Below are 26,549 nucleotides of genomic sequence, written 5' to 3'. Positions count from 1 at the left end.
CCAGCCTTTCCCCATAACCCACCGTGGTTGAGGGCACGAAGGCTGGGTGCTTTTTGCATGCTTGCGCGGCCTTGGATCAAGAAGGCTGATGCGTGCGGGGTGCTCAAGGGTCGGTTCTCGTTAGACTTGAGCCATGGACGTTCAAGGATTTACTGCAGGCACATTTCGCACAAATACCTATATCGTGGCGGAGGGAAAGCGCGCTTTCATCGTGGATCCGGGCATGGATTCCATGTCACAGGTTCTATCTTACGACTATGACTATGAAGCCATCGTGCTCACGCACGGGCACATTGACCACACCCGCGAGGCTGGGGACTTGGCACAAAAGCTCGATATCCCCGTTTATATTCATCCCGCAGATAGGTTCATGTTGGATTCTGGGGAGGGCGTCTCTGCCCAGGTGCAGGAGCTATTCCAAGCCTCGAGCATGGTACCCATTGCCGATCTCCGCGAACTCCACGGTGGGGAAGAACTGGAGCTAATCGGGAATACATTTACCCTCCAACACGCCCCTGGGCATTCGCCGGGGTGCGTATTGATCATTTCGGATACTTTTGCCCTTACCGGTGATGTACTTTTTGCCGGGGGAATGGGGCGCGTCGATCTTCCGGATTCTAATCCACAGGCCATGCTTGATTCATTGGCGGGCCCGGTGTGGGATTTAGACGATGAGCTGGACATTCTTCCCGGCCACGGCCCAACCTCGACCATGCGTCAGGAGAGGGCGACCAACCCATTCCTGCGAAAATCCCATGGGGTACTCTAGTGACCATGAGTGAAGAGAAGCGGTTCCAGGCACTGTCCGCACCGAAGGGTGTGCCAGATTATTACCCACCAGAGTCTGCGACTTTTTATAAGGTCCGCCAGACCATGGTGGAACAGGCGCATCTTTCCGGCTTTCAGCACATTGAATTGCCCATTTTTGAAGATACCGCGCTTTTTGCCCGCGGCGTGGGCGAATCTACCGACGTGGTCTCCAAAGAGATGTACACCTTTGCAGATCGCGGCGATCGCTCTGTGACCTTGCGCCCGGAGGGAACTGCGGGCGTTATGCGCTCGGTCATCCAACATAATTTGGATCGCGGTCAGCTGCCGGTAAAGCTGAACTACAGTGGGCCGTTCTTCCGCTATGAGCGCCCGCAGGCGGGGCGCTACCGCCAGCTTCAGCAGGTTGGCGTGGAAGCCATTGGCGTTGACGATCCAGCACTTGATGCTGAGGTCATCGCCCTGGCGGATCGTTCCTACAGGGCCTTAGGGCTTAGCGGCTTCCGCTTGGAATTGACCAGCTTGGGTGACCGGAATTGTCGGCCCGCCTACCGCGAAAAGCTGCAGGAATTCCTGTTCAAGCTGGACCTTGATGAGGAGACCCGCCGCCGCGCGGAGATCAATCCTTTGCGCGTTTTGGACGATAAGCGCCCGGATATGCAGGAGCAGCTTGCCGATGCCCCCTTGATGCTCGATTACCTCGATGCCGAGTGCCGCGAGCACTTTGAGACCGTAACCGGCATGCTGGAGGATATGGGCGTGGCATACGAAATCAACCCCCGTATGGTGCGCGGCTTGGACTACTACACCAAGACTTGCTTTGAATTCGTCCACGATGGCCTGGGTGCGCAATCCGGTATTGGCGGCGGCGGCCGCTACGACGGCCTGATGGCGCAGCTTGGCGGGCAAGATCTCTCGGGCATCGGCTATGGCCTCGGCGTTGACCGCGCCATCCTCGCCCTAGAAGCGGAGGGAATCACCTTAGAAGGCAGTGATTCCCGCGTGGATGTCTATGGCATTGCCTTGGGTACAGCGGCCAAGCGCCGCATGACTGGCATCATCAATGACCTGCGCAAGGCGAGAATCGCGGCGGATATGTCCTTTGGTGATCGCGGCCTCAAGGGCGCGATGAAGGGCGCTGACCGCGCGGGCGCGCGCTTTGCTCTGGTCCTGGGAGATCAAGAACTAGAAAACGGTACCGTTGCGGTGAAGGACTTGGCGGCCCACGAGCAACGCGATGTTGAGCTATCGCAGCTGGTTGCCATTTTAGGACGGGATCTAGAAAGCTAAACGCAGGAGTAAAAAAGGGGGGCACCGAGTAAATTCGGTGCCCCCCTTTTGTGTGTTTTTAACTGATTAGCACTCCACCTGGGAAACGCTAAAGCCCATCGTCTTAGCCAAGCCGCCGAGGGAGGTCTCCTTGTACTTGGAGAGCATATCGCGGCCCGTATCTGCCATGGTTTGCACGGCGTTATCCAGGGTGACGTGGTGGGTGCCTTCGCCCATCATAGCCATGCGGGCGGCGTTAATGGATTTCACTGCGCCGATGGCATTGCGCTCAATACAGGGGATTTGCACTAAGCCGCCGACCGGGTCACAGGTAAGGCCGAGGTTGTGCTCAAGGGCGATCTCTGCCGCATTTTCTACCTGGGCTGGGGTCGCGCCGAGGAGCGCTGCCATTCCCGCAGCGGACATGGATGAGGCGGAGCCGACTTCGCCCTGGCATCCCACTTCGGCGCCGGAAATGGAGGCGTTCTGTTTGATGATCATGCCGATTGCGCCTGCGGTGAGCAGGTAACGGCGTGCGGATTCGCGGCAGAAGCCACCATGGAAGTCGCGCGCATAGTGCAAGACTGCGGGAATGATGCCGCAGGCGCCGTTGGTGGGCGCGGTAATAACGCGGCCGCCCGCGGCGTTTTGCTCGTTGACCGCTAAGGCGAAGAGATTGACCCATTCCATGGCGGAAAAGCCAGAGTGTGGGTCATTTTTCTGCTCGAGCAGCTGCGCATACATCTTGGGGGCGCGCCGCGGTACCCGGAGGCCACCGGGCAAGATGCCCTTGGTGGAAATACCATCGGTCACGCATTCGCGCATGATGTCCCATACGAGGTCCAAATGGCGCAGGACAAAATCCGCGCCGCCTTCGTCCTTGTGAAGTACTTCCTCATTGGCGAGGACAATTTCCCAAATATCTTTGTCGTTGGCCTCGCAGAGGTTGAGCAGTTCTTCGCCGGTGGTGAACTCATATGGCACGGTGTCTTCTACGGTTGCTGCGGCAACGCCGGCGGGCACTTCGTGGCTATCGGCGACCTCTGCATCGAGCTCTTTGCGGGAGAGGATGAAGCCGCCGCCGACGGAGAAGTACTGTTCATCTTCAGCAAGGATATTGCCATCTGCATCCCAGGCCTGGAAGATCATGCCATTGGGGTGCTGGGGCAGTGGCTCGTTGTCAAAGGTGATTTCGTAGTCGACGCTGCCAGAAGGGCCAGAAATGGTGCCTTCGCTGGGGATTGTGCCGCCGGCTTGCGGCTCGGCATCGATAGGAACGGTCAGCGGCTCCCAGCCGGCGAGTCCTAGGATGACGGCGCGGTCAGAGGCGTGGCCGCGTCCGGTGGCGGACAGCGAACCGCGCAGTTCCGCAGATACGCGGGCGGGGTGGGTATCGAGGGATTCTAGAAATTGCTTCGCGGCGCGCATCGGTCCAACCGTGTGCGAAGAGGATGGACCGATGCCGATGGCGAAAATGTCAGTAACGCTAATAGTCATGGTGAAAGCCTTAAGAAACCTTTCTTCGTTGCAAGAGAGTTAACAGTCCAAGAGCATGAAAAAGAGATTTTCTCAGGCGCGGGGATCCGAGTCGAACATTCTAAAATTCAAGCGTAGAGAAATATGTGACATGTATCAATTTTAGAATATGCGATAGGTATTGCGGCGCTAGTGCTTTCCGTCGTATTGGGACAAAATCTGTTCAAACGGCAGGAATTCCTCGTCCGCTCCGATTCCAGTAGGGCGGGAATGGGGACCAGGTTTGGGGGCATCGGCAAGCCCGGCAACCCGATCCGTGGGCCGGATCATCTGATCCGCAAGCTGCGTGGCGGCGCGCTCGATGCGGCTGCGAATGCGCGCGCCCTCGGCGGTGCCCAGATCTTCTGTTGCCTGGAAAATTCCGGTTGGAACGACGTGGGCGTGCAGGTAATTCAATAGGGGGCGCAGCGCATAGTCCAAGATGAGCGCGTGGCGCGGTGAACCGCCCGTAGCGGCCACGATAGTGGGCAGCTCCTCCAAGGCGTGCGCATCCAAGACATCAAAAAACATCTTGAACAGCCCGGAGTAGCTGCCTTGGAAGGCAGGCGTGACGGCAATAAAGCCATCGGCCGTAGAAAGCATCTCTTTTGCTTCATCTAATTGGGGCGTCGGGGCCGCCCAATTGGTCATGGCCGTGGCCAACTCAGAAGCAAGGGTGCGCACCTCAATGATGTGGGTGGTCACGCCTTCACCGCGTGCGGAAATCTTCGCTTCGGTGGCTTCTGCAATAGTCTCAGCTAATTGCCGGGTAGACGAAGGCTCCGAGAGCCCGGCCGTGAGGACAACCAAAGATCGCATTGTTTAGTCCTCCTTTCCAGGGCTTACGCGAAAGTGTGGGGAATCTGGGTGCTGCTTGAGCGTGGCATGCGTCGGTGGATCTGAGGGTACATGGTCTGGTCGTCGCTGCTCAAAGCGCCGACGGAGTTCCGGGACGACTTGCGTGCCAAGAATTTCTATCTGCTTGAGCACCACTTCTTGCGGCAGCCCCGCGTGATCAACGAGGAAAAGCTGGCGTTGGTAATCGCCTACATAGTCCGCAAATTTCAGGGTGCGCTCAATAACCTGTTCCGCAGTGCCCACAGTCAGCGGAGTGTAGTCAGTAAATTCTTCTAGGCTCGGACCGTGCCCGTACACGGGTGCGTTATCGAAGTACGGGCGGAAAAACTTCTTTGCTTCCTCTTCAGTATCACCAATGAATACCTGGCCGCCGAGCCCCACGATGGCTTGGTCGGCCTGGCCGTGGCCATAAGAGGCAAAGCGGCGCCGATACATGCTGACCATCTTGGCCGTGTGTTCTTGATTCCAGAAAATATTATTGTGGAAGAATCCGTCGCCGTAATAGGCGGCTTGTTCTGCAATCTGCGTCGAGCGAATGGAGCCGTGCCATACAAACGGCGGGACGCCATCAAGGGGAGCCGGGGTAGAGGTAAACGCCTGCAATGGGGTGCGGAATTTGCCCTCCCAGTTGACGCTATTCTCCCGCCACAGGCGGCGCAGCAAGTGGTAATTTTCCACGGCCAACGGGATGCCTTGGCGGATATCTTTGCCAAACCACGGGTAGACGGGGCCAGTGTTGCCGCGTCCCATCATCAGGTCCACGCGGCCGCCAGAGAGGTGCTGCAAAAAGGCGTAATCTTCCGCGATCTTTACCGGGTCATTGGTGGTAATTAGCGTCGTGGAGGTAGAAAGCTGCAAGCGCTCGGTCTGCGCTGCGATGTAGGCTAGGTGGGTCGTCGGAGAAGACGGAACGAAGGGCGGATTGTGGTGCTCGCCGGTGGCGAAGACATCGAGACCCACTTCTTCTGCCTTGAGCGCGATTTGCGTAATATTGCGGATTCGCTCCGCCTCAGACGGGGTTTCGCCCGTCGTTGGATCGGTGGTTACGTCTCCGACCGTAAAGATGCCGAATTGCATGATATCCCTTTCTACCCTTAATTCCTGCTTATAATCATTGTACGTGACATGTCAACAACGCAGGAGGGGAGATTGTTCCCAATTGGGTAAAGCGGAAAAGGGGAATTAGCGGTAGACCCCGCGCCCCAAGGTGTCACACTCAGCCATCCGGCCAGAATTATAACCAGCAAGGAACGCCTGCTGGCGTTGCTCAGAAGACCCGTGCGTCCACGCATCGGGCTGGACCTGCCCGGTGGAACGGCGCTGGATATTATCGTCACCCACAGCCTGCGCCGCAGTGACCGCATCCGCAACTTGCTGTTGGGAAATCGGCTCAAGCAGAGCATCCTCGCCCTTATCCGCGTGAGAAGCCCAAATACCTGCGTAGCAATCTGCCTGGAGCTCGATCTTTACCGCATTGGAATCCGCGCCGGGGTCGTTATAGTCAGAAAGCTGCAGCGTGCCCTCAAGCTGCTGAATGTGGTGGCCAAACTCGTGGGCGACAATGTACATTTGCGCGAACGGGGCATTGTGTGCACCGTAGTTGCTCAGCGAATCAAAAAACGTGGTGTCGAAGTATGCCGATTGATCGGCGGGGCAATAAAACGGCCCGGTGGCTGAAGATGCGGTGCCGCAACCGGAATTGGTGGAGCCATTAAAAATCACCCGGCCAGGGTTGGTGTATTCAATGCCGGCTTGCTCTGGCAGCTCGGCGGTCCACACGTTATCCACGCTCATGGCGGTAAACATCACCCGGCAGTCATCGTATTTATTGCCGTCCTCTGCCGTTTGGCAGTGATCGAAGGCAGAATCATCGGTGCCAGATTGGGTGCTGGATTGTGACTGTTCATTGCCCAGGAGCGCGCCAATATCGGAGGGATTTCCTCCCAATAAGAGGTAGAGCCCTACCAGTACGACGGAGCCGACGCCGCCGCTTATTGCGAGGCCACCGCCACCGCCGGAGGTTGCGCGCTGGCCATCAAAATCGGCACCAGATTTAAATGTCATGACTAAATAGTGCCACACCTTTTCAGCGTCGTCAGTGCGCAGCGGGCACTCCCTTTCCGGGGGCGGGCAGTGGCACTGGGCTCGTGACCGTGTGCTGTGGATTAATTGGGCTTAATAGGAGCGGAAGTAGCGGTGGGATGTAGAATTGGCCAAGTTCCTAGTCTTGTGCTTGGTTGGGCGCGCGCTGTTTACGCGTGGCTGGACCCGCAAGTAACTCCATTTTAGAAGGGATTGAATTATAGTGCTGCGTACCCATTTGGCCGGTGAGCTCCGCAAAGAACTGGCAAAAGAGACCGTAACCCTAACCGGTTGGGTGTCTCGTCGCCGTGACCACGGCGGCGTCATCTTCATTGACCTGCGCGATCGTTCCGGTATTGCCCAGGTAGTCTTCCGCGAATCCGATGTCGCAGAGCGCGCCCACGACCTGCGTTCGGAATACTGTGTCAAGGTAACCGGCGTGGTGGAGCCGCGCCCAGAAGGCTCCGAAAACCCGAACCTGCCTTCCGGAGAGATCGAGGTCAACGTGACCGACCTGGAGGTGCTCAACAAATCCGCAGCGCTGCCCTTCCAGGTAGATGATCCCTCCGCCTCTGGCGAGGTAGGCGAGGAGACCCGCCTGAAGTACCGCTACTTGGATCTGCGCCGCGAGCGCCAGGCAAAGGCATTGCGCCTGCGCTCTGCTGCCAACCGCGCGGCCCGGAACGTGCTGGATAAGCACGACTTCGCTGAAATCGAAACCCCTACCTTGACCCGCTCCACCCCAGAGGGTGCGCGCGACTTTTTGGTCCCTGCCCGCCTGAAGCCGGGTTCTTGGTACGCGCTGCCGCAGTCGCCGCAGCTATTCAAGCAGCTGCTGATGGTGGCCGGCATGGAGCGCTACTACCAGATTGCACGGTGCTACCGCGATGAGGACTTCCGCGCAGACCGCCAGCCGGAATTTACCCAGCTGGACGTGGAGATGTCCTTCGTGGATCAAGACGATGTCATCGCGCTTGGTGAGGAGATCGTCAAAGAGCTGTGGAAGCTCATCGGCTACGACATTCCGACCCCAATCCCGCGCATGACCTATGCCGATGCCATGAAGTACTACGGCTCCGATAAACCGGACCTGCGCTTTGATATCAAGATCGTCGAGTGCACGGAGTTCTTCAAGGACACCACCTTCCGCGTCTTCCAGAACGAATACGTCGGTGCCGTAGTCATGGACGGCGGTGCTTCGCAGCCGCGCCGCCAGTTCGATGCATGGCAGGATTGGGCTAAGCAGCGCGGCGCCAAGGGTCTCGCCTACATCACCGTCGCAGAGGACGGCACCCTGGGTGGGCCAGTGGCCAAGAACATTACCGACGCGGAGCGCGAGGGCATCGCCGAGCACGTGGGCGCAAAGCCCGGTGACGCTATTTTCTTCGCCGCCGGCGACACCAAGTCTTCCCGCGCGCTGTTGGGTGCAGCCCGCGGTGAAATTGCCAAGAAGCTCGACCTCATCAAGGAAGGCGACTGGGCCTTTACTTGGGTCGTTGACGCCCCGCTTTTCGAGCCTTCTGCCGATGCCACCGCTTCCGGCGACGTGGCTTTGGGCCACTCCAAGTGGACCGCGGTGCACCACGCCTTCACCTCGCCGAAGCCGGAGTGGATCGATTCCTTCGATGAGAACCCGGGCGAGGCCACGGCGTACGCCTACGACATCGTCTGCAACGGCAACGAGATCGGCGGCGGTTCCATCCGTATCCACCAAGAAGATGTGCAAAAGCGCGTCTTCGAGGTCATGGGCATTGGAGATGAGGAAGCACAAGAGAAGTTCGGCTTCTTGCTCGATGCCTTCTCCTACGGCGCACCGCCACACGGCGGCATCGCCTTTGGCTGGGACCGCATCGTATCCCTCTTGGGCGGCTTTGACTCCATCCGTGACGTCATTGCCTTCCCGAAGTCCGGTGGCGGCGTGGATCCGCTTACCGATGCCCCCGCACCCATCCCTGCCGCACAGCGCAAGGAAACCGGCGTGGACTTCAAGCCGGAGAAGAAAAAGAACGGCGAAGAGGCTAAGGCCGCGAAATCAGAGCAGGAGAACTAGTTCTTAGGCTCGCTTTCACGACACCATTTTTAGGTCAAGCGGGGCGCGCGCCCTCGCCGCATGAGAGATTTGTGCGGTGAGGGTGTGGCCCCCGCTTTGTGGTGGAGGGCATACTGGATAGAACTATGGTTGATACACAGACAGTGCTTTCGGCCGATGAGGTCATCAGTGCCGCATCGGAAATGTTGTCGCGCCGCTTTGGTGGCACGCCAGAAATGTCGGATATTGAGGATTTAGGCGGATCCGGCAATGCCTTAGTGCTGCGCGCGAAAGTTGCCCCTAGCGCCTTTTTGCCGCATCGCTCTGTGGTTATCAAATACAATCCAGTAACCGGCTATGGTGTTGATGACGCAGCGATGCTGCGCGAGGTCGTGGCCTACCAATTTACCACCGCTTTAGCAGAAGACGTGCGCCCAGGGCCGGTGCTGCTCGCGCACGATTTAGACCGTCGCATCATCGTATTGACGGATTTGGGCGAGGCCGAAACGCTCGCGGACGTGCTTTTGGAATCTTCCGATGAGGATCGCATTCGGATCCTGCGTTCATTGGGCACAGCATTGGGGCATATTCACGTAGGAACCGCAGATCATGAGCAGGATTTTGAAACCTTGCTGAATCGCACCTTGCGGCATAACCCGGAATACGCCGATCACCAATCCGTGCGCGATCAGTCCTTGTATCGCTCCATTGGTATCGGGCTGAACCTGCTTGATGAGGCAGGGCTCAAGGCCCCAGAGAGTTTTCGCAGCTTGGCCGATCAAGCCGCCGAATCCCTCGCCTCCGGCAAGGATAGGGCCTTTACTCCCTTCGATCTCTCGCCGGATAACATCATCGTTTCTAAGCGCCTGCACTTCTTGGACTATGAATGGGCGGGGTTTAGGAACGTGGGCTTTGACGTCGCCTGCGTTATCGCGGGCTTCCCACAGTTCCTATTCTCTAAACCAATCACGGATAAGGAAGCGGATACATTCCTCGCGGCATGGTCGCGCGAAGTATCTGAGGTATGGCCGCGCTTTGCCGATGAAGAAGAGCTACACGGCCTTATCGTCGCCTCCCTCATTGGTTGGGCCCTGTCTAGCGTGACTACCATGCACGCTGGGGGAATTGAGGGATTGGTTGCCCTTGCTAGCGGGGACGCAGAGATTGTTCACGACCCGCAGCGCTCGATCTTGCGCCCGCCAGATAGCGGACCTTTTAACGAGGACGAGCTATTGGTACGCCAAGACCTCTATGAAACCTTTGACGCGCTCGCGCGCTACGCCGCCCAGTGCGGAACCGCACCGTGTACGGCTATCGCGGAGTTTGGCAACCTTGTTGCCCGCCGCGTCCACGACGAATAATCACTACACCTTTCTGGGGAGCTAAAACCACATGAGCCAGGATTCTCTCTTCGGCGCCTCTCCCAATGCCGGTGGCAGTATGGGAGGCGATGGCTCGTCATCGTCTTTTCCCACGGCCAATCTCTTTGCCACGCATTCCGGCTCGCCCTTGGCCGCCCGCATGCGCCCACAGACCCTAGAAGAGGTTGTGGGGCAAGCCCACCTCCTTGCCCCGGGCAAGCCGCTGCGCCGCCTAGTTGAAGGCTCCGGTGAGGCCTCGGTCATTTTGTATGGTCCGCCCGGGACCGGCAAGACGACGATTGCTTCGCTCATCGCGAGCCAGATGGGCCAAAACTTTGTTGGTCTCTCCGCCCTTGATTCAGGGGTGAAGCAGGTGCGCGAAGTCATTACCCATGCCCGGCAGGAACTCATTCACGGCCGGAGGACGGTGCTTTTTATCGATGAGGTTCACCGCTTCTCCAAAACTCAGCAGGACGCCTTGCTGGCAGCGGTGGAAAACCGGACGGTCCTGCTCGTTGCAGCGACGACCGAAAACCCATCCTTCTCGGTCGTCTCGCCGTTGCTGTCCCGCTCGCTCCTCCTGCAGCTGCACTCGCTGAGCGAGGAGGATCTCAAGGGCGTAGCGCGCCGCGCGCTAGACAGCGACCGGGGGCTAGGGGAGCGCGACTTGACCATTACTGATGAGGCCTTAAACCAGCTCGTCGTGCTCTCTGGGGGCGACGCTCGGCGCAGTCTGACCTACCTCGAAGCGGCCGCGGAAGCGGTTGATGATGGCGGCGAGATCACCGCGGCCACGATTACGGATAACGTGAATCGGGCGGTGGTGCGCTATGACCGCGACGGCGATCAGCACTACGACGTGACATCCGCTTTCATCAAGTCCATCCGCGGCTCTGATGTCGATGCCGCGCTGCACTATTTAGCGCGCATGGTTGAGGCTGGCGAGGATCCGCGGTTTATTGCCCGCCGTCTGATGGTTCACGCCTCAGAGGATATTGGCATGGCTGATCCCACGGCCTTGCAAGTCGCAGTCGCGGCCGCAGAGGCGGCACAACTAATCGGCTTGCCTGAAGCGCGCATCCCGCTGGCGCAGGCAACGATTCACTTGGCGACGGCGCCGAAATCGCCGTCCGTAATCGCTGCCATTACTAAGGCACAAGCCGATGTCGCCGCCGGCAAGGTCGGCCACGTGCCGCCGCACCTGCGCGATGGGCACTATGAGGGCGCAAAACGGCTGGGAAATGCGACGGGGTATTCCTATCCCCACGATGATCCGCGCGGGGTAGTGGAGCAACAATACCTGCCCGATGAGCTCGAGGGCACCGTATATTATGAGCCCACCGAGCACGGCGCTGAAAAACGAATCTTTGACTATATTGGCCGTTTGCGCAGGATACTTCGCGGCAAGCGCCGCTGAGTGCGAGCCTGCTCGGCTGGTTTTGGCCCCACCGATGGGCAAGGCCTGCCCACCAGTAGGTAAAGTTGGATGGGTTAGAAAGCTTCTTGATGGAAGATAAAAGCTTAGACAGTTAGGATTATTGCTCGTGAAGACTCATGAGATCCGGGAACGGTTTACCCAGCACTTCGTCAATTCTGGTCACGAGGTTGTCCCCAGCGCCTCTTTGATCCTGGATGACCCTAACCTGCTTTTCGTTAACGCGGGCATGGTGCCCTTCAAGCCTTATTTCTTGGGCCAGCAGACCCCACCATTTTCTCAAGGGCTTGCCACCTCTATCCAAAAGTGCGTGCGCACCTTGGATATTGAGGAAGTTGGCATTACCACCCGCCACAACACCTTCTTCCAAATGGCGGGTAACTTCTCCTTTGGCCAGTACTTCAAGGAAGGCGCCATTTCCAATGCATGGAACCTGTTGACCAAAGACGTAGCCGACGGCGGGTTTGGCCTTGACCCGGAGCGCCTGTGGGTCACCGTGTACCTCGATGACGATGAGGCAGCGGAAATCTGGCGCGATAAGATCGGCGTGCCAGAAGAGCGCATCCAGCGCCTTGGCATGGAAGATAACTACTGGTCCATGGGCGTGCCGGGTCCGTGTGGGCCCTGCTCGGAAATCTATTACGATCGCGGGCCCGAATACGGCAAGGACGGCGGCCCGATTGCGGACGATAACCGCTATATGGAGATCTGGAACCTCGTGTTCATGCAAAATGAGCGCGGCGAGGGAACCGGAAAGGGCGATTTTGAGATCGTCGGCGAACTGCCGAAGAAAAACATCGATACCGGCTTGGGCATCGAGCGCGTCGCTTGCCTGTTGCAGGGAGTAGACAACGTCTACGAAACCGACCTTCTCCGCCCGGTTATTGACGTTGCTGAGGAGCTTACCGGCGCCACCTACGGCGAGAAGGCAACGCAGCAGGATAATATCCGCTTCCGCGTGGTGGCTGACCACTCGCGCACCGGCATGATGCTCATCTTGGATGGCGTTACCCCAGGTAATGAGGGCAGGGGCTATATCTTGCGCCGCCTGTTGCGCCGCATCATTCGCTCCGCAAAGCTGCTCGGCGCCGAGGGCGCCACCATGGAGCGCTTCATGAATACGGTCATGGATACCATGACCCCGTCTTATCCTGAGATTGCGGATAACCGCGAGCGCATCCTCCGCGTGGCCATCAATGAGGAAAAGGCGTTTTTGAAGACGCTGGAATCTGGCACCAAGCTTTTCGATGAAGCCGTGGATGACCTGCGCACTACCCACCGCGCGAAGACCCAAAAGGTGCTTTCCGGTGATAAGGCTTTTGAGCTGCACGATACCTATGGGTTCCCCATTGACCTCACCCTGGAAATGGCGCAGGAAGCCGGCCTTGACGTGGACATGGAAGGCTTTAATGCCGCCATGGGCGAGCAGCGCCGCCGCGCCAAGGCCGATAACCAAGCCAAGAAGCACGGCCACACCGACCTCTCCTTGTACCGCGACTGGGTGGATAATAATCCCACCGTATTCACCGGTTATGAGGAACTGGTCTCGGGGGCGAACGTCATCGGCCTGGTCAAAGATGGCCAGAAGGTCAACGAGGTGCACGAGGGCGATGAGGTTGAGGTTATTTTGGACCACTCGCCGCTCTACGCTGAGTCCGGCGGACAGATGGCTGACCGCGGCCGCATTTCTGCGGGCGAATCCCTTCTGGAGGTCAATGACGTCCAGAAGATTGGCAAGAAGCTGTGGGTACACAAGGCTTCCGTTACCGCCGGTGGGCTCGATCTTGGCATGTCTGTTGAGGCTTCCGTAGATGAGAAGTGGCGCCACGGTGCGACCCAGGCGCACTCGGCCACCCACCTCATTCACGCAGCCCTGCGGCAGGTGCTGGGACCCACTGCCGTGCAGGCAGGCTCCCTTAACCGTCCGGGCTACCTGCGCTTCGACTTTAACTACACCGAGCAGTTGAGCAAAGAGCAAATGGAAGAAATCGCCCTGATTACTAACCAGGCGATCGACTCCAATATGGCCGTCAACACCATCGAGACCTCACTGGAAGAAGCTAAGGCGATGGGTGCTATGGCCCTGTTCGGTGAAAACTACGGAAACCAGGTTCGCGTGGTGGAAATCGGCGGACCATTTTCCATCGAGCTCTGCGGCGGCACCCACGTTGGTTCCTCGGCAGAGATCGGTCCCGTTTCCGTGCTCGGTGAGTCCTCGGTTGGCTCCGGTGCCCGCCGCATTGAGGCTTACTCCGGCATGGATGCCTTCCGGTACTACTCCAAGGAAACTGCGCTGGTAGAAGGCGTTTCTCGCGAGCTGAAGGTGCAGTCGGAGGAGCTCCCAGAGCGCATTTCGCAGCTTTCGGAGAGGCTCAAGGCCGCTGAGAAGGAAATCGAGGTCCTGCGCAAGGCGCAACTGACCGCGCGCGCCTCTGAATTCATCGACTCGGCTACCGAGGTCAATGGGATCAAGACCATTGCGCTGCAGCTTCCCGATGGCACCTCGGGCGGCGACCTGCGCACCGTGGCCACCGATATCCGCAACCGCATGAAGGATACGGCCGCTGTCATCGTGCTCGGTGCAGCGGACAAGGGTAAGTTCCCGTTCATTGCGGCCGCTACGGCCAAGGCGGTGGACGAGGGCGTGAAAGCTGGGGACATCGTCAAGCGTCTCGGCGAATACGTCAACGGTCGCGGCGGCGGCAAGCCGGACATGGCGCAGGGCTCCGGCACCGCGCCGGAAGGTGCGCAGCGGGGCTTCGAGGCCGTCAAGGATCTTTTGCAGTCGCGCTAAGGGCTTATTATGGCAAAAGTTGAACCAGATTCCCCGGGTGTCAATGACCCAGGCGAGGGCCGCCGGCTAGCACTCGACGTAGGCACAGTGCGAATTGGCGTTGCGGCATCCAACCGTGAGGCCACCCTCGCTACCCCTGTGGAAACCGTTCCCAGGAAGACCGGTTTCAAAGACCGCGATCAAGAAGACATTGATCGAATTCTGGAGCTTATTGAGGCATATTCCGCGGTAGAAGTCATTGTTGGTTTGCCGCGTGATTTACAGGGAAATGGCTCAAAAAGTGTAAAACACGCGAAAGAAATTGCGTTTCGGATTCGACGCCGCTTGAATCAAGATGAAAATATAGATAAAGTTCCACCACCAGTACGCTTGGCTGATGAACGTTTGACGACGGTAGCGGCAACCACCGCGCTGCGCGCGTCCGGCGTGTCCGAAAAGAAGGGCAGAAAAATCATTGACCAAGCTGCAGCGGTGGAAATACTACAGTCCTGGCTGGATGGGCGTGCTAACGCGCTCCGCTCGGATGATGCAGTAGCCCAGCCTTCAAACTCAGGAGACTAAACACGTGAGCCGTAACCAACAACGCCTCGGGCGATCGATGGATGATAAGTACGTCAAGCGGCGCCAGCGCGGCATCGCCGTGGTGGTCGCATCCGTCATCGTCATTTTAGGAGCTCTGATCTACATCGGAGTACGCATCGGCACTTCTTCGGCCGACTACGAAGGGGCCGGTAACGGCACCACGCAATTGGTGGAGGTCCCCGAAGGGTCGTCCATGTCCGAGCTGGGCCCCACGCTCGTGGATAAGAATGTGGTCAAGACCCAAGAGGCATTCGACTCCGCGGCGTCGATGAACCACAGCGCCAGCCAGATTCAGCCTGGCTTCTACCGCCTGCAGGAAGAAATGAGCGCGGCGAATGCGGTAGAGGCATTGCTCGATGAAAACAACCGTGTGGACATGCTTGAGGTCCAAGGCGGTGCCACCCTGGAGGACGTGAAGGTCGTCGGCGGTGACGTGCGCTTTGGTATCTACTCTTTGATCTCCCAGGTCAGCTGCGATGACGGCAATTGCCTGGACAAGGAAGAACTGGAAAAGGCGGCGGCAGAAACTGATCCTAAGGAGCTCGGCGCACCCGAATGGGCACTTGACGCGATTAAAAAGCGCGGCAATGACCCGAAGCGTATTGAGGGCCTGATTGCCCCTGGTCAGTACGTGCTCGACCCGAATATGAGCGCCGAAGATATCCTGAAGGACCTCATTACCCGCTCTGCCAAGCGCTATGAGGAAACCGATATCGAAAATCGTGCCAAGGCCATCGGTCTGTCGCCGTACGAGCTTTTGACCTCTGCGTCCTTGGTTGAGCGTGAGGCGCCTGCCGGCGAATTCGACAAGGTCGCTCGCGTCATCCTGAACCGCCTTGACGAGCCCATGCGCCTAGAGTTCGACTCCACTGTGAACTACGGGCTGGAAGACGTTGAGCTTGCCACCACCGATGAGGCTCGTGCGGAAAAGACTCCGTGGAATACCTACGCCAAGGAAGGCCTGCCGGATACGCCGATTTCCTCGCCTTCTGATGAGGCAATTCGCGCCATGGAAGAACCGGCCGATGGTAGCTGGAAGTTCTTCGTAACCGTGGATAAGGACGGCACCACCGTGTTCTCTGATACCTACGATGAGCACCTGGACCGCGTGGATGATGCCATCCGCTCCGGCGTCCTCGACTCGCAGCGCGAGGGCGAAGGAGCAGGTGCCGGCAACGGCGATGCCGCCTCGGAGCAACCGGCTGAATAGGCCGTAGGCCGCAGTCAGAAAGGTAGAGACGAACCCATGCCGCGCGCCGCAGTACTCGGTAGTCCCATCGCTCACTCCTTATCGCCTATCCTGCACAACGCAGGGTATGGCGCAGTCGGGCTTAAGGACTGGTCCTATACCCGCTTTGAGGTTACGGACGATACCCTCGCCCCATTTTTGGAAGATTGTGGTCCCGAGTACCGCGGCTTTTCCGTGACCATGCCCGGTAAGTTCGCCGCGCTCGAGGTTGCGGAAGAACAAAGCGAGCGTGCACAGCTCATCGGTTCTGCTAATACCTTGGTTCGCACCCAGCACGGTTGGCGCGCGGACAACACAGATACTGAGGGCGTGCGCGGCGCGCTGCAAGAACTCATCGGGCTCCGGCCCGTGTCTCAGGCCCTTATCATTGGCGCGGGTGGAACCTCCCGTCCGGCGCTGTGGGCTTTAGCAGAACGCGGAATCGACCAGGTAACCATCTTGAACCGCTCGAACCGCCAAGCAGAGCTCCAGCCTTTGGCGGACCGGCTGGGACTCAATCTGCAGTACGCTACTTTTGACGATGACCTCGAGGACCTTTCCCGGTCAGCGGATTTGATTATTTCCACCGTGCCTTCGGCCGCCTTAGAGGACTATCGCTTCCGGCTTGCGCATGCGCCCGTACTCGATGTGATTTATCATCCGTGGCCCACGACGCTCGCCGCCTGCGCCGCTGCGAATGGCTATTTCACCGTGGGTGGGCACGTCATGCTGGCACATCAAGCATTTAGTCAATTCGAGCAATTCACCGGTCTTACCGCACCACGCGAAGAGATGGTTGCGGCACTGCAGGAAGAGCTTCGCCTTCGCAATCTCTAATCATTCTGGGAATACGCCCATGTGCGCCGCCATGCCATGAAGAGTGGCAGGGCGGCGCTTAGCCTTATGTCATGGGGATTTTCGGGGGAATAGTTTATGGCCTGTGGGCGTCTGCGTTGTCCTGGTGGGATATCGGCGAGCGGCGTTTGCCGGATGTGCTGACCATCCCGGCTGGGCTTTTATCTGTCACTTTTTTCAATTGGGGCGGTTTATTGTGGCCAGTACTGTACCTCCTAGTGGCTCTGCGGGGTGCTGGCATCGGCGGGGGAGATATTAAATTGGCCCTGCCACTGGGGATGCTCGTTGGTGCCACAGCAGGACCATTGGCCGTCCTCATGGCCTGTGGTGGCGCAGCTGTACTCACATTGCTGGCAAGCGGTATCGTGAACGTCAAGGGCGGCGTGCCTCACGGTCCCTCGATGGTGGTATCCGCTGGGCTGGCTATGGTGGTTTATCCCCTCATTGAGGGGGAGGCGAATATATTGGGGTGCCTAGTTGCTCCTTGTGGATAGGGGCCGTGCGATAATACCCGCATGCTTCGTTGGACTACCGCTGGTGAATCCCACGGCCAGGCACTGATCTCCATGCTGGAGCACATGCCGGCCGGAGTGCCCATTACCCGTGCTGATATTTCCTATCAGCTTGCACGGCGCCGCCTAGGATATGGCCGCGGCGCGCGCATGAAGTTCGAAGCCGATGAGGTAACGCTGCTCGGCGGCGTCCGCCATGGGCTGACGATTGGTAGCCCCATTGCCATCATGATCGGCAATACTGAATGGCCGAAGTGGACCACCGTCATGTCTGCAGATCCCATCGATATGGAGGATGAGGACGTAGCGAAGGCGATGAATTCGGGCCGGGGTGCACCCTTGCAGCGCCCGCGCCCAGGCCACGCTGATTTCGCGGGCATGGTGAAATATAACCACAGCGAGGCCCGCCCCATCTTGGAGCGCTCTTCTGCTCGGGAAACCGCCGCACGTGTTGCCGCCGCGACGGTAGCGCGGAACTTCCTACGGGAAACGTTGGGAGTTGAGGTCTTCTCCCACGTGATTTCTATCGGCGCATCGCAGCCCTATACCGGAGCTTCCCCGAGCTTTGCGGATATCGAGGATATTGATAATTCTCCGGTGCGCGCCTTTGACAAAGACGCCGAATCGGCGATGATTTCAGAGATTGAAACCGCAAAGAAGCAGGGCGATACCTTAGGCGGAATCGTAGAGGTGATCGTCGATGGTCTACCTATTGGCCTCGGCTCACATATCTCCGGCGATGACCGCTTGGATGCGCAGCTTGCCGGAGCCTTGATGGGTATTCAGGCCATCAAGGGCGTAGAAATCGGCGATGGCTTCGAAGAGGCACGTCGACGCGGTTCCGAAGCCCACGATGAGATGGTCCGCACCGAGGATGGTGTCACAAGGCTCAGCAACCGGGCCGGAGGCTTGGAAGGCGGCATGACCAACGGGCAGCAATTGCGTGTCCGGGCCGCCATGAAACCGATTTCCACGGTGCCGCGCGCCTTGCACACGATTGACATGGAAACAGGTGCGGATGCCACTGCAATTCACCAGCGTTCAGATGTCTGCGCCGTGCCGGCAGCAGGAGTGGTGGCTGAAGCCATGGTCTCACTCGTGCTAGCGCGCGCAGTTTTAGATAAATTTGGCGGGGATAGCTTGAGCGAAACCTCCCGCGCCATTGCTGCATATGAAGAATACGTATCGCAGCGTCTCGCCTTTAACCAGGAGTAAATGATGACAACGCCAACCGATGTAACGGGACAGCCACATCCTTGCGTCGTTTTGATTGGCCCGCCAGGTGCGGGAAAATCCACGATTGGCCGCCGGCTTTCGCATGCGCTGAATTGCGACCTGGTGGACTCGGATCACCTGATTGAAATGGCCGAGGGAAAACCCTGCGGCGAGGTCTTTAGTGAGAAAGGCGAACCAGCGTTTCGCGAGCTCGAGGCCGAACATGTCGCTGCGGCCTTGCAGAAGGGTGGAGTAGTAAGCCTTGGTGGGGGCGCGGTGATGACGGCCTCCACGCGTGAGCTTTTGGAGCGCCACACCGTCGTATTCCTCGATATTTCCGCAGAAGAAGGCGCGCGCCGCACGGCCGGCGATCGCAATCGTCCGGTGCTAGCAGCGGATAATCCAGTTGAACATTATCGCTCTATCGTGGAAACGCGCAGGCCCTTCTACTTGGAGGTAGCCGATTTCCGCGTGCGCACGGATACTCGCTCCCCGCAGCAGGTGGTGGGGGATATCCTGGGCTTTTTAGAAACCCTCTAGGCGGGGAGTTACACCTACCCGCGCAATCCTGCAGGCTATCGCTCCGTAGAAAGGACACCATCATGCCCACCATCGCCGTTAACGGGCCGAGCCCTTATGAGGTCCGCATAGGAGCTGGACTCAGCGAAGATATCGCACGGCGCTGCGCGGACACAGGCGCTGATAAGGCAGCAATCATCTTTCAGCCGGCCCTGCGCACCGCAGCAGAAGAGCTCGCAGCATCCGTTGAAGCACACGGCGTCATCCCAGTCTTGTGCGAGGTGCCGGATGCCGAGGCGGCGAAGCAACTTAGCGTGGTGGGAAACGTGTGGGACCGCCTTGGTGAGGCGGGCTTTAGCCGCAGCGATGTCGTCATCGGCGTCGGCGGCGGGGCAACCACGGACATGGCAGGTTTTGTCGCTGCCGGGTGGATGCGCGGAATCAAAGTGATTCAGGTCCCTACGACCCTTCTCGCCATGGTTGATGCCGCAGTGGGCGGGAAAACTGGAATTAATACGAAGGCCGGGAAGAATCTCGTCGGCGCCTTCCACGAGCCGGACTCTGTATTCGTCGATCTGGAGCGCCTAGAGACCCTCCCACAGGCGGAGATCGTGGCTGGTTCTGCTGAGATCATTAAGACTGGGTTCATTCATGATCCGGTCATTGTGCAGCACTACGTGGAAAATCCAGATGCTTGCCTTGACCCACGCGGTGTTCTGCCCGAATTGATTGAGCGATCCATCGCGGTAAAGGCTGCGGTGGTGGGAGAAGATCTCAAGGAAGCCGGGTTGCGCGAGACCCTCAATTATGGGCATACCTTTGGCCACGCCGTGGAAAGGCAGGAAAAGTATGTGTGGCGCCACGGCAACGCGGTAGCCGTAGGAATGATGTTCATTGCCCATCTTTCCCACCACCGGGGCCTCATAGATGCAGAACTGGTGGATATGCACCGCAGCATCTTGAGCAATATCGGGCTGCCTACGACGTATGAACCGGGCAAATTCGCGGAATTATATGAGGCAATGACCCACGATAAGAAAAACCGCGATGGGAAGATACGTTTCGTGGCGCTCACCGGTATCGGCGCGACGACGCGGATAGAGGGTCCGACGCGCGAAGAGCTAGAAGCGGCATATACCGCCATCACGGAGTAGATATGAAAATCGTTGTTCTCAATGGTCCGAACCTAAATAGGTTGGGCAAGCGCCAACCGGACGTATACGGTTCCACGACGCTAAGCGATGTTGAAAAGCTCGTGTCCGAGCGTGCGGCGAAGCACGGGGCAGACATCGAGTTTTTCCAGTCTAATTTTGAAGGCGAGCTCATCGAGAAAGTCCATGCGGCCGCCGATGCTGGTAGTGCGGTCATCATTAACCCAGGTGGTCTGACGCATACCTCCGTTGCTTTGCGCGATGCCTTGGCAGAAATCGCCGATGGCGCAGGCTTCGTCGAGGTGCATATCTCCAACGTGCATGCCCGCGAAGAATTTCGCCATCATTCTTATTTGAGCCCCATTGCCCGCGGCGTCATCGCCGGCCTGGGGGTCTTTGGGTACTGCGCCGCGGTGGATTATTTGTGCCAATAATTGCCGGCCCGAGTCGCGCCTTTTCGGGGGCAGGCGGTAAGTAGGTACTGAACCTAGCCATCATCGCCGCGGAAATAGATATAGTGGAAGAATAAATTTTTACACTTCAATACGATTCCCGCAAAGGATGATTCTATGGCACTTGCAGATACCCGGTTCAGCGATCGCCGCCGGAAGTTAGCCGCCGAATTAGCTGGTCAGCGCATTGATGCGGTATTGGTAACCCACTTAATCCACGTCCGCTACTTGTCCGGGTTCTCCGGTTCCAACGGTGGGCTTTTGCTGCGCAAGGATCTCTCCGCGCTCATGGCTACCGATGGCCGCTATACCACCCAGATTGCCCAGGAAGTTCCGGATCTAGAAGCTGTAGAGGGCCGTGCTGTAGGCAAGGTGCTCTTGCAGCAGTTCGATGATGCTCAGTCGCCGGTTCGCGTCGGTTTTGAGGCTGACTACATGTCTGTATCGGAATTGGAAGAGCTGAAGGATTCTGCACCGGATGGGGTCACCTTGGTACCCATTTCTGGAATCATCGAAGATATCCGCATCACGAAGGATCCCGTAGAGCTGGAAAAGCTGGAGGAGATCGCGGCGCTTGCTAATCAGGCGTTGGAAGACCTCATTTCCGCCGGCGAGCTGCGGGCGGGCCGCACGGAGCGCGAAGTTGCTGCTGACCTAGAATTTCGCATGCGCATCCTGGGATCGGAGCGGGTGAGCTTCGATACCATCGTGGCCTCTGGTCCGAACTCTGCGATGCCGCACCACGGCGCGGACGATCGCGTGATTGAAGATGGAGACTTGGTCACCATCGACTTCGGCGCTCACCTGCGCGGATTTAACTCTGACTGCACCCGCACCTACGTCGTGGGTACGGCAAATGACTTTGCCAAGGAGATCTACGATGTGGTGCTGCGCGCCCAGCAGGCCGGTGTCGAGGCTGCGGTTGCGGGCACGTCGCTTTCCGATGTCGACGCCGCCTGCCGCACCATCATCGCCGATGCCGGATACGGCGACTACTTCGTGCACTCCACTGGGCACGGCGTGGGTTTGGACGTGCACGAGGCCCCCTTTGCCGCCACGACCGGTAAGGGAGAACTGGCCCCGGGAATGACACTCACCATCGAACCGGGCGTATATGTGCCAGGCAAGGGTGGCGTACGCATCGAAGATACGCTCATCATCACCAATGGAGCCCCAAAGATCATTACCGCCGCTTCCAAGGACTTTACGGAGCTGCCGGCATAGGTAGGCTTGGTCCCGTAACTCCTCCCTCCTAAGGGCGGAGATTTTAGGGGGTACCGGTGGATCAGAGGGTGCGGGCTATCCGGTAGGCTTATACTTTGCTTTCAACCTTTCAACCACAATATTCGGGAGTTTAACCGCAATGGCTGATACTACTGATTTCAAGAACGGACTCGTTCTCAAGATTGACAACAAGCTGATGCAGATCACCGAGTTTCAGCATGTGAAGCCGGGCAAGGGCCCAGCGTTTGTGCGCACCAAGCTCAAGGACGTTGTCTCCGGAAAGACCGTGGACAAGACCTGGAACTCGGGCGTCAAGGTAGAAACCGCCACGGTGGACCGTCGCGATATGACCTACCTGTACAACGACGGCACCAGCTACGTCGTCATGGATGAAAAGACCTTCGAGCAGTTTGAGCTTTCGCCAGATAAGTTTGGCGATGCCGCACGTTTCCTGCTGGAAAACATGCGCGTGCAGGTCTCCTTCTACGAGGATGAGGCATTGTTCGCGGAACTTCCTATCTCCGTCGACCTCAAGGTAGAGCACACCGAGCCAGGCCTGCAGGGTGACCGTTCCTCCGGCGGCACCAAGCCCGCCACGCTGGAGACCGGCGCCGAGATCCAGGTGCCGCTGTTCATTGAAATCGGCAATGTACTAAAGATCGATACCCGCACCGGCGAGTACCTGTCCCGCGTCAACAACTAGGGCCTTATCTTGTCTGATAACACTGCTAAGCGGGATATCAATCATAAACGGCATACCGCGCGCTACCGGGCGCGCCGGCGCGCAGCGGATATCCTCTATGAAGCGGAGAACAGGGACGTTGATCCCGTTGCCATCGTTGAGGACCGCGTTGCCTTGGCGCGCGAGGATCGCCACGCGGTAGCGCCGATCGCGGATTACACCAAGGTCATCGTCCAAGGTGTCGCAGAAGAGCTAGACGCTATCGATGACACGATCTCGCGGTACCTTTCCCAGAACTGGGAGCTGCACCGGATCCCCGCCGTCGATCGCGCAATCTTGCGCCTTTCGGTCTGGGAGCTGTTGTTTAATCCGGACGTTCCCACCGCGACGGCCGTCGTCGAAGGCGTGGAGCTGGCCTCGCAGTATTCCCACGATCAAGCCGCACCGTATATCCACGCGGTCTTGGATGACGTCGCGCAATCTCGTTCCGAGCTGAGCCCGATGAATAACGTCGGTCAAGAGGAAGAAAGCGACGACGCGGAAGCCGAGGATTCCCAAGAGGACTCTGCGGACTCGACGCACGCAGAGGCGCCAGGGGAGCCCAAGGAGCAAGGAGAGTCAGCCCCGGCTGCGGAAGCGGAAGCGGAAGCAGACGCGGAAGAGGAAAACTCCTAAATCAAACCGTTCCCCCGTCTCCCGCTGCGCTATGCCGCGGGAGACAACCGGTTCACTCGGTCCACACCCTGGCGTTTGTACACTGTTTGTCATGGGTAAATTTAAGATCAAAGATGCGCTCGATCTCCGCGCCGGAAAAACCTTCAAGCTTGCCGATGTCGATCCCACGGCGACTCCAGGTTTCGATGGCTCAAAGTCTGACTTAGAAGACCGCTTCAAACGCTATGACAATGAGCTCTATGATTTGCAGGAGCGCCTTTTTGCCAATGGTAGGGCGCATGCCGATGATGCGCCCTCGTTATTAGTGGTCCTGCAAGGCATGGATACCTCCGGCAAAGGTGGGGCCATTCGCCATGTCTTTTCCGTCTTTGATCCGCAGGGCACGAAGACCGTCGGTTTTGGCAAGCCCACGGAAGAGGAAATGCAACACGATTTCCTGTGGCGCATCCGCAAACACGATCCGGTTCCTGGCCAAGTTGTGGCCTTCGACCGTTCCCACTACGAAGACGTCTTGATTCAGCGCGTGCACGAGTGGGTGGATGAGGAAGAGATCGACCGCCGCTTCGAGGCGATTCGTGAATATGAGCAAGAGCTCGCCGGAAAGAGGGTAAAGATCTTGAAGGTCTTTTTGCACATCTCGCCGGAGTTCCAAAAGGAAAACCTCATCGAGCGCACCGAGCGCGAGGATAAGTTCTGGAAGTACGATCCTTCAGATCTTGAAGAGCGCGGCTATTGGGATAAATACATGGCGGCTTATGAGGATGCCATCCGCCGGACTGATGAGCTTTGGGCACCATGGTTTGTCATTCCTACGGATAATAAGAAGTACGCGCGCATGGCCTTGAAATATCTCATCGTCGATGCGCTGCGGCACCTTAACCTGTCGTGGCCCGCGCCCGAATTCGATCCGGAGGCAGAAAAGCAGCGCATCCTCGATGCGGACTAGGCACTAGCCGCCCAAAATCCCCGCACCGTCGCCGCGGCATAGCACGCGAGTGTGCGAGGCGGGCGAGACAAGTGCGGGGATGCGCTTAGAGAAATGGCAGACTAGGCGTTTCCAGACGGCGCCGAGTTTTCCTCGCTGCCGTTTCCGGCCTTCGCGGCGGTTTCAGATCCGAGCTTGGCCATTTCCTCGGCGGCAGACACCATGGCGTCCTGGCCGTTGATGACGGCGTCGACGGCCTTCTTCAAAGCGGTGGTGAGCTGCTCATCGGTCATTCCGGCGGCGGCGGGAATATCGCGCTCGGTGCGGACGACGAGCATGTCATCGTGCTCAGAAATAACGGCTCGCGCGCCAAATGCGACAGAGTTGATCTGGTTGGCGGCGAGGAAGAGCCCGGCATCGGTCTTGGAAAATGAGGCATCGGTTGGCACATCGCAGCGCACGATGACAACGGAATCCAGGACAGCAAACATGGTGGACAGGCCATTGAGGTTGGCGGTGGCGGCGTCAATTTCGCCTTCCACCTTGGTCAGCTCAATATCGAAGGTGCCCATGGCGGCAACGACGCGGTCCAGATCGACCTCGGGCAAGTTGTTTTCGGTGGATGCGGTGGATGCATTAGTCATGGTTATGCTCCTCCCAGGTGACAAGCTGTGGGTAGTGCTCTTCAACAAAAGCCATGGACTGCAGCATGGAGTCCAAGGTGGACATTACGAAGGCACCGATCTGGTTGCGGGACAGGCCATGGGAAATGTTGATTTCGCGCACGCCGGAGACGGCCAGATTATTTTCGGACGATTCAAAAAAGCGCAGGGTGGGCGCGAAGTGCTGTTGGTTCCACTTGTTGAGAACCATGAGCAGTTGTGGGCCCTCCGAGGCTGGGGCATTACCGCGCCAGACGGAGTCCGCCACGAGGACATCGTCACGCACCTGCAGGGCAATAGCGATATTGGAAAAGCCGGTGCGCAGGATCTTTACCGTTCCACCTTCGCCGACGGTCTGTTCTTCTACGCGGTACTCGAGCTTTTCGGAGTCAAAAATCTCACCGATGCGCTCGAGGGTGACATCCTCAATGGGCGTATCGGGATACAGGGTTGGTTCTTCAGACACGTAAGTAGTCTCAATCCATGTACTAATCGGGGATAATGGTCAACCCTTTCTAGTTTACCTAACTACACCGGCGCTTTCTGGCAAGTGAGTATTGTGGCAGGTCTTGTTCACAGTCCGGCACGCGGACCGAAGTACGTGACGGATCAACATGGTTTGCCGCAGATTTCCTCAACCGGACTTGACCAGCCGGCGTGCACAACCTGCTGCCCGTGGCCACGATTTTGAGCTCTGGATCAGCACGTACTCGGTTACGCATAGCCCGAATTTATGGTCCGTATAATCCACGTCCGAGCCCACCCCTGGCTGCTACTTTGGAGTCCATGAGTCTTCCCGATTTCTCCCAGCTCGCTCCCGGTGTGACCATCGAGTGCCGCGATGAGCATTGGCTGGTCAGCAACGTCACCCGCACCACTGATGGGTTCCGCATTCGTGCGCGTGGTGTCAGTGATTACGTGCGGGATACCACCGCGACCTTCTTCACCGCGCTTGATGACATCACGGTCTTTGACCCAGCCAATGTCGCGGTGACCCCGGATGAGTCTTCGCACTTTCGGCATACTCGCTTGTGGTTGGAGTCGACGCTGCGCCGCACGCCGGTGCCGCTGTACCAAAAGCGGTTGGAGGTGGCCACGCAGATGCTGGCGGATCCGCTGGATTATCAGCTCTCCGCGGTGAAGTCGGCGCTTTCTGATGAGCGCCTGTAGAGACAGGAACAGGATGCCGGCACCCAATGCCATCCGAAACAGCGCGAGCACCCAACTCTAGGCAGTACCTTCGGACTTGGTGGCTGCACTGCTTGTCGACGCCGCCCCGGCAGCACTATCGCCGGTGTCATCTGCGTGGGGCTTGGAAGTAGTCATCAACTCTATTTTCTAACACTACACCTCGTCGCGGAAATCGAGCGGGTCATACAGTGGACGCAGTCGCGGCCGCGACCAAGCTCGTCCGAGCCAATCGCTACTATTCCTATGACTGCGGTTCTCAATTTCTTAGTGAGGCTTGGTGGTGCAGTTCGGCGACGAGCTCCTAAAGGTGCCTCTTAGATTCATCAACTCACAGGATATCGTCGAAAAGGAGCTCTCTAGGGTTGCTCGATAAAGCCCGCTCAGGGCGCGCTCGGCACACGCACCATCGCCTAGCGGAGCTTGCCGACGCCCCATCCCTCCACCACTGCGACCACTCTGACAGTGGCGGACATCGCGGCCCGCTAGCGAGCTGGGTGCACAACTTGGGGCGGGATGGTGTCTCTGCGCGAATTTTAGGGGTCGGGGTGGGGGAGGTACGGCGTGC

The 26,549-nt window shown here is 58.3% G+C and carries 24 protein-coding genes and 1 pseudogene; 19 read left to right on the top strand and 6 right to left on the bottom strand.

The window, feature by feature from the left end; genetic code table 11:
- The first annotated feature begins 133 nt into the window (after nucleotides 1–133).
- Nucleotides 134–769: an MBL fold metallo-hydrolase gene (locus tag ABRP98_RS06695; protein WP_349858220.1), complete on the top strand. Its 636-nt coding sequence runs from the start codon at nucleotides 134–136 to the stop codon at nucleotides 767–769.
- Nucleotides 770–774: 5 nt separating this feature from the next.
- Nucleotides 775–2,058 carry a histidine--tRNA ligase gene (gene hisS / locus ABRP98_RS06690; protein ID WP_349858218.1) on the top strand — a complete coding sequence of 428 codons (1,284 nt, stop codon included), beginning with the start codon at nucleotides 775–777 and terminating at the stop codon, nucleotides 2,056–2,058.
- Between the two features lie 66 nt (nucleotides 2,059–2,124).
- Here hisS and ABRP98_RS06685 read toward each other — a convergent pair whose 3' ends face one another.
- The 4 genes from ABRP98_RS06685 to ypfJ all read right to left on the bottom strand — a co-directional run bounded on the left by ABRP98_RS06685 (nucleotide 2,125) and on the right by ypfJ (nucleotide 6,474).
- Nucleotides 2,125–3,534, bottom strand: a complete 1,410-nt coding sequence (locus ABRP98_RS06685; protein ID WP_284784204.1) for an L-serine ammonia-lyase — start codon at nucleotides 3,532–3,534, stop codon at nucleotides 2,125–2,127.
- Nucleotides 3,535–3,702: 168 nt separating this feature from the next.
- The gene (locus tag ABRP98_RS06680; RefSeq protein ID WP_349858216.1) at nucleotides 3,703–4,371 is read right to left on the bottom strand and encodes an FMN reductase; all 669 of its coding nucleotides are present in this window, start codon (nucleotides 4,369–4,371) and stop codon (nucleotides 3,703–3,705) included.
- 3 nt (nucleotides 4,372–4,374) lie between these two features.
- Entirely contained in the window at nucleotides 4,375–5,487 is a 1,113-nt protein-coding gene (locus ABRP98_RS06675; protein WP_349858213.1) for an LLM class flavin-dependent oxidoreductase, read from the bottom strand.
- A 105-nt stretch (nucleotides 5,488–5,592) separates the two neighbouring features.
- On the bottom strand, nucleotides 5,593–6,474 hold the full coding sequence (gene ypfJ / locus ABRP98_RS06670; protein WP_349858212.1) for a KPN_02809 family neutral zinc metallopeptidase: 882 nt from the start codon (nucleotides 6,472–6,474) through the stop codon (nucleotides 5,593–5,595).
- Between the two features lie 241 nt (nucleotides 6,475–6,715).
- On the opposite strand from ypfJ, the gene aspS reads away from it, so the two are divergent.
- The 16 genes from aspS (at nucleotide 6,716) to ABRP98_RS06590 (ending at nucleotide 24,152) form a co-directional block, all read left to right on the top strand.
- The gene (gene aspS, locus ABRP98_RS06665) at nucleotides 6,716–8,542 is read left to right on the top strand and encodes an aspartate--tRNA ligase (RefSeq protein WP_349858209.1); all 1,827 of its coding nucleotides are present in this window, start codon (nucleotides 6,716–6,718) and stop codon (nucleotides 8,540–8,542) included.
- 125 nt (nucleotides 8,543–8,667) lie between these two features.
- Nucleotides 8,668–9,882 carry a phosphotransferase family protein gene (locus ABRP98_RS06660; protein ID WP_284769724.1) on the top strand — a complete coding sequence of 405 codons (1,215 nt, stop codon included), beginning with the start codon at nucleotides 8,668–8,670 and terminating at the stop codon, nucleotides 9,880–9,882.
- Between the two features lie 31 nt (nucleotides 9,883–9,913).
- Entirely contained in the window at nucleotides 9,914–11,299 is a 1,386-nt protein-coding gene (locus ABRP98_RS06655; protein ID WP_349858205.1) for a replication-associated recombination protein A, read from the top strand.
- A 127-nt stretch (nucleotides 11,300–11,426) separates the two neighbouring features.
- Nucleotides 11,427–14,111 (top strand): alanine--tRNA ligase, encoded by a 2,685-nt coding sequence (gene alaS / locus ABRP98_RS06650; RefSeq protein ID WP_349858203.1) that lies wholly within the window; start codon nucleotides 11,427–11,429, stop codon nucleotides 14,109–14,111.
- Nucleotides 14,112–14,120: 9 nt separating this feature from the next.
- Nucleotides 14,121–14,672: a Holliday junction resolvase RuvX gene (gene ruvX, locus ABRP98_RS06645; protein ID WP_349858202.1), complete on the top strand. Its 552-nt coding sequence runs from the start codon at nucleotides 14,121–14,123 to the stop codon at nucleotides 14,670–14,672.
- A gap of 37 nt (nucleotides 14,673–14,709) precedes the next feature.
- The gene (gene mltG, locus ABRP98_RS06640) at nucleotides 14,710–15,903 is read left to right on the top strand and encodes an endolytic transglycosylase MltG (RefSeq protein WP_284782243.1); all 1,194 of its coding nucleotides are present in this window, start codon (nucleotides 14,710–14,712) and stop codon (nucleotides 15,901–15,903) included.
- Between the two features lie 36 nt (nucleotides 15,904–15,939).
- The gene (locus ABRP98_RS06635; protein ID WP_284769728.1) at nucleotides 15,940–16,758 is read left to right on the top strand and encodes a shikimate dehydrogenase; all 819 of its coding nucleotides are present in this window, start codon (nucleotides 15,940–15,942) and stop codon (nucleotides 16,756–16,758) included.
- 71 nt (nucleotides 16,759–16,829) lie between these two features.
- The gene (locus tag ABRP98_RS06630; RefSeq protein WP_296088045.1) at nucleotides 16,830–17,270 is read left to right on the top strand and encodes a prepilin peptidase; all 441 of its coding nucleotides are present in this window, start codon (nucleotides 16,830–16,832) and stop codon (nucleotides 17,268–17,270) included.
- 21 nt (nucleotides 17,271–17,291) lie between these two features.
- A complete protein-coding gene (aroC, locus tag ABRP98_RS06625; RefSeq protein ID WP_349858201.1) occupies nucleotides 17,292–18,503 on the top strand; it encodes a chorismate synthase in 1,212 nt (403 codons plus the stop codon).
- Nucleotides 18,504–19,043, top strand: coding sequence for a shikimate kinase (locus ABRP98_RS06620; protein ID WP_349858197.1), 540 nt, complete (start codon nucleotides 18,504–18,506; stop codon nucleotides 19,041–19,043).
- A 62-nt stretch (nucleotides 19,044–19,105) separates the two neighbouring features.
- Nucleotides 19,106–20,176, top strand: a complete 1,071-nt coding sequence (gene aroB / locus ABRP98_RS06615) for a 3-dehydroquinate synthase (RefSeq protein WP_349858194.1) — start codon at nucleotides 19,106–19,108, stop codon at nucleotides 20,174–20,176.
- 2 nt (nucleotides 20,177–20,178) lie between these two features.
- Entirely contained in the window at nucleotides 20,179–20,607 is a 429-nt protein-coding gene (gene aroQ / locus ABRP98_RS06610; RefSeq protein WP_284784178.1) for a type II 3-dehydroquinate dehydratase, read from the top strand.
- A gap of 135 nt (nucleotides 20,608–20,742) precedes the next feature.
- On the top strand, nucleotides 20,743–21,849 hold the full coding sequence (locus tag ABRP98_RS06605; protein WP_284864356.1) for an aminopeptidase P family protein: 1,107 nt from the start codon (nucleotides 20,743–20,745) through the stop codon (nucleotides 21,847–21,849).
- Nucleotides 21,850–21,988: 139 nt separating this feature from the next.
- Entirely contained in the window at nucleotides 21,989–22,552 is a 564-nt protein-coding gene (gene efp / locus ABRP98_RS06600) for an elongation factor P (RefSeq protein ID WP_023017433.1), read from the top strand.
- A gap of 9 nt (nucleotides 22,553–22,561) precedes the next feature.
- Entirely contained in the window at nucleotides 22,562–23,206 is a 645-nt protein-coding gene (gene nusB / locus ABRP98_RS06595) for a transcription antitermination factor NusB (RefSeq protein ID WP_349858191.1), read from the top strand.
- A gap of 91 nt (nucleotides 23,207–23,297) precedes the next feature.
- Nucleotides 23,298–24,152, top strand: a complete 855-nt coding sequence (locus ABRP98_RS06590) for a PPK2 family polyphosphate kinase (protein WP_284622932.1) — start codon at nucleotides 23,298–23,300, stop codon at nucleotides 24,150–24,152.
- A 101-nt stretch (nucleotides 24,153–24,253) separates the two neighbouring features.
- On the opposite strand, the gene ABRP98_RS06585 is transcribed toward ABRP98_RS06590, so the two are convergent.
- Nucleotides 24,254–24,775, bottom strand: coding sequence for a YbjN domain-containing protein (locus ABRP98_RS06585; protein WP_349858189.1), 522 nt, complete (start codon nucleotides 24,773–24,775; stop codon nucleotides 24,254–24,256).
- The gene (locus ABRP98_RS06580; RefSeq protein WP_284622930.1) at nucleotides 24,768–25,259 is read right to left on the bottom strand and encodes a YbjN domain-containing protein; all 492 of its coding nucleotides are present in this window, start codon (nucleotides 25,257–25,259) and stop codon (nucleotides 24,768–24,770) included. The genes ABRP98_RS06585 and ABRP98_RS06580 overlap by 8 nt, the downstream gene beginning before the upstream one ends.
- A 320-nt stretch (nucleotides 25,260–25,579) precedes the next feature.
- Between ABRP98_RS06580 and ABRP98_RS06575 the strand changes: the two are divergent.
- Nucleotides 25,580–25,960 (top strand): annotated as a pseudogene (locus tag ABRP98_RS06575) (helicase); the annotation flags it as partial.
- Nucleotides 25,961–26,549: the final 589 nt, after the last annotated feature.

It is taken from the genome of Corynebacterium sp. KPL2838 (assembly GCF_040225455.1).
GTDB lineage: Bacteria > Actinomycetota > Actinomycetes > Mycobacteriales > Mycobacteriaceae > Corynebacterium > Corynebacterium rhinophilum.
This window is presented reverse-complemented; position numbering and strand designations above follow the sequence as displayed.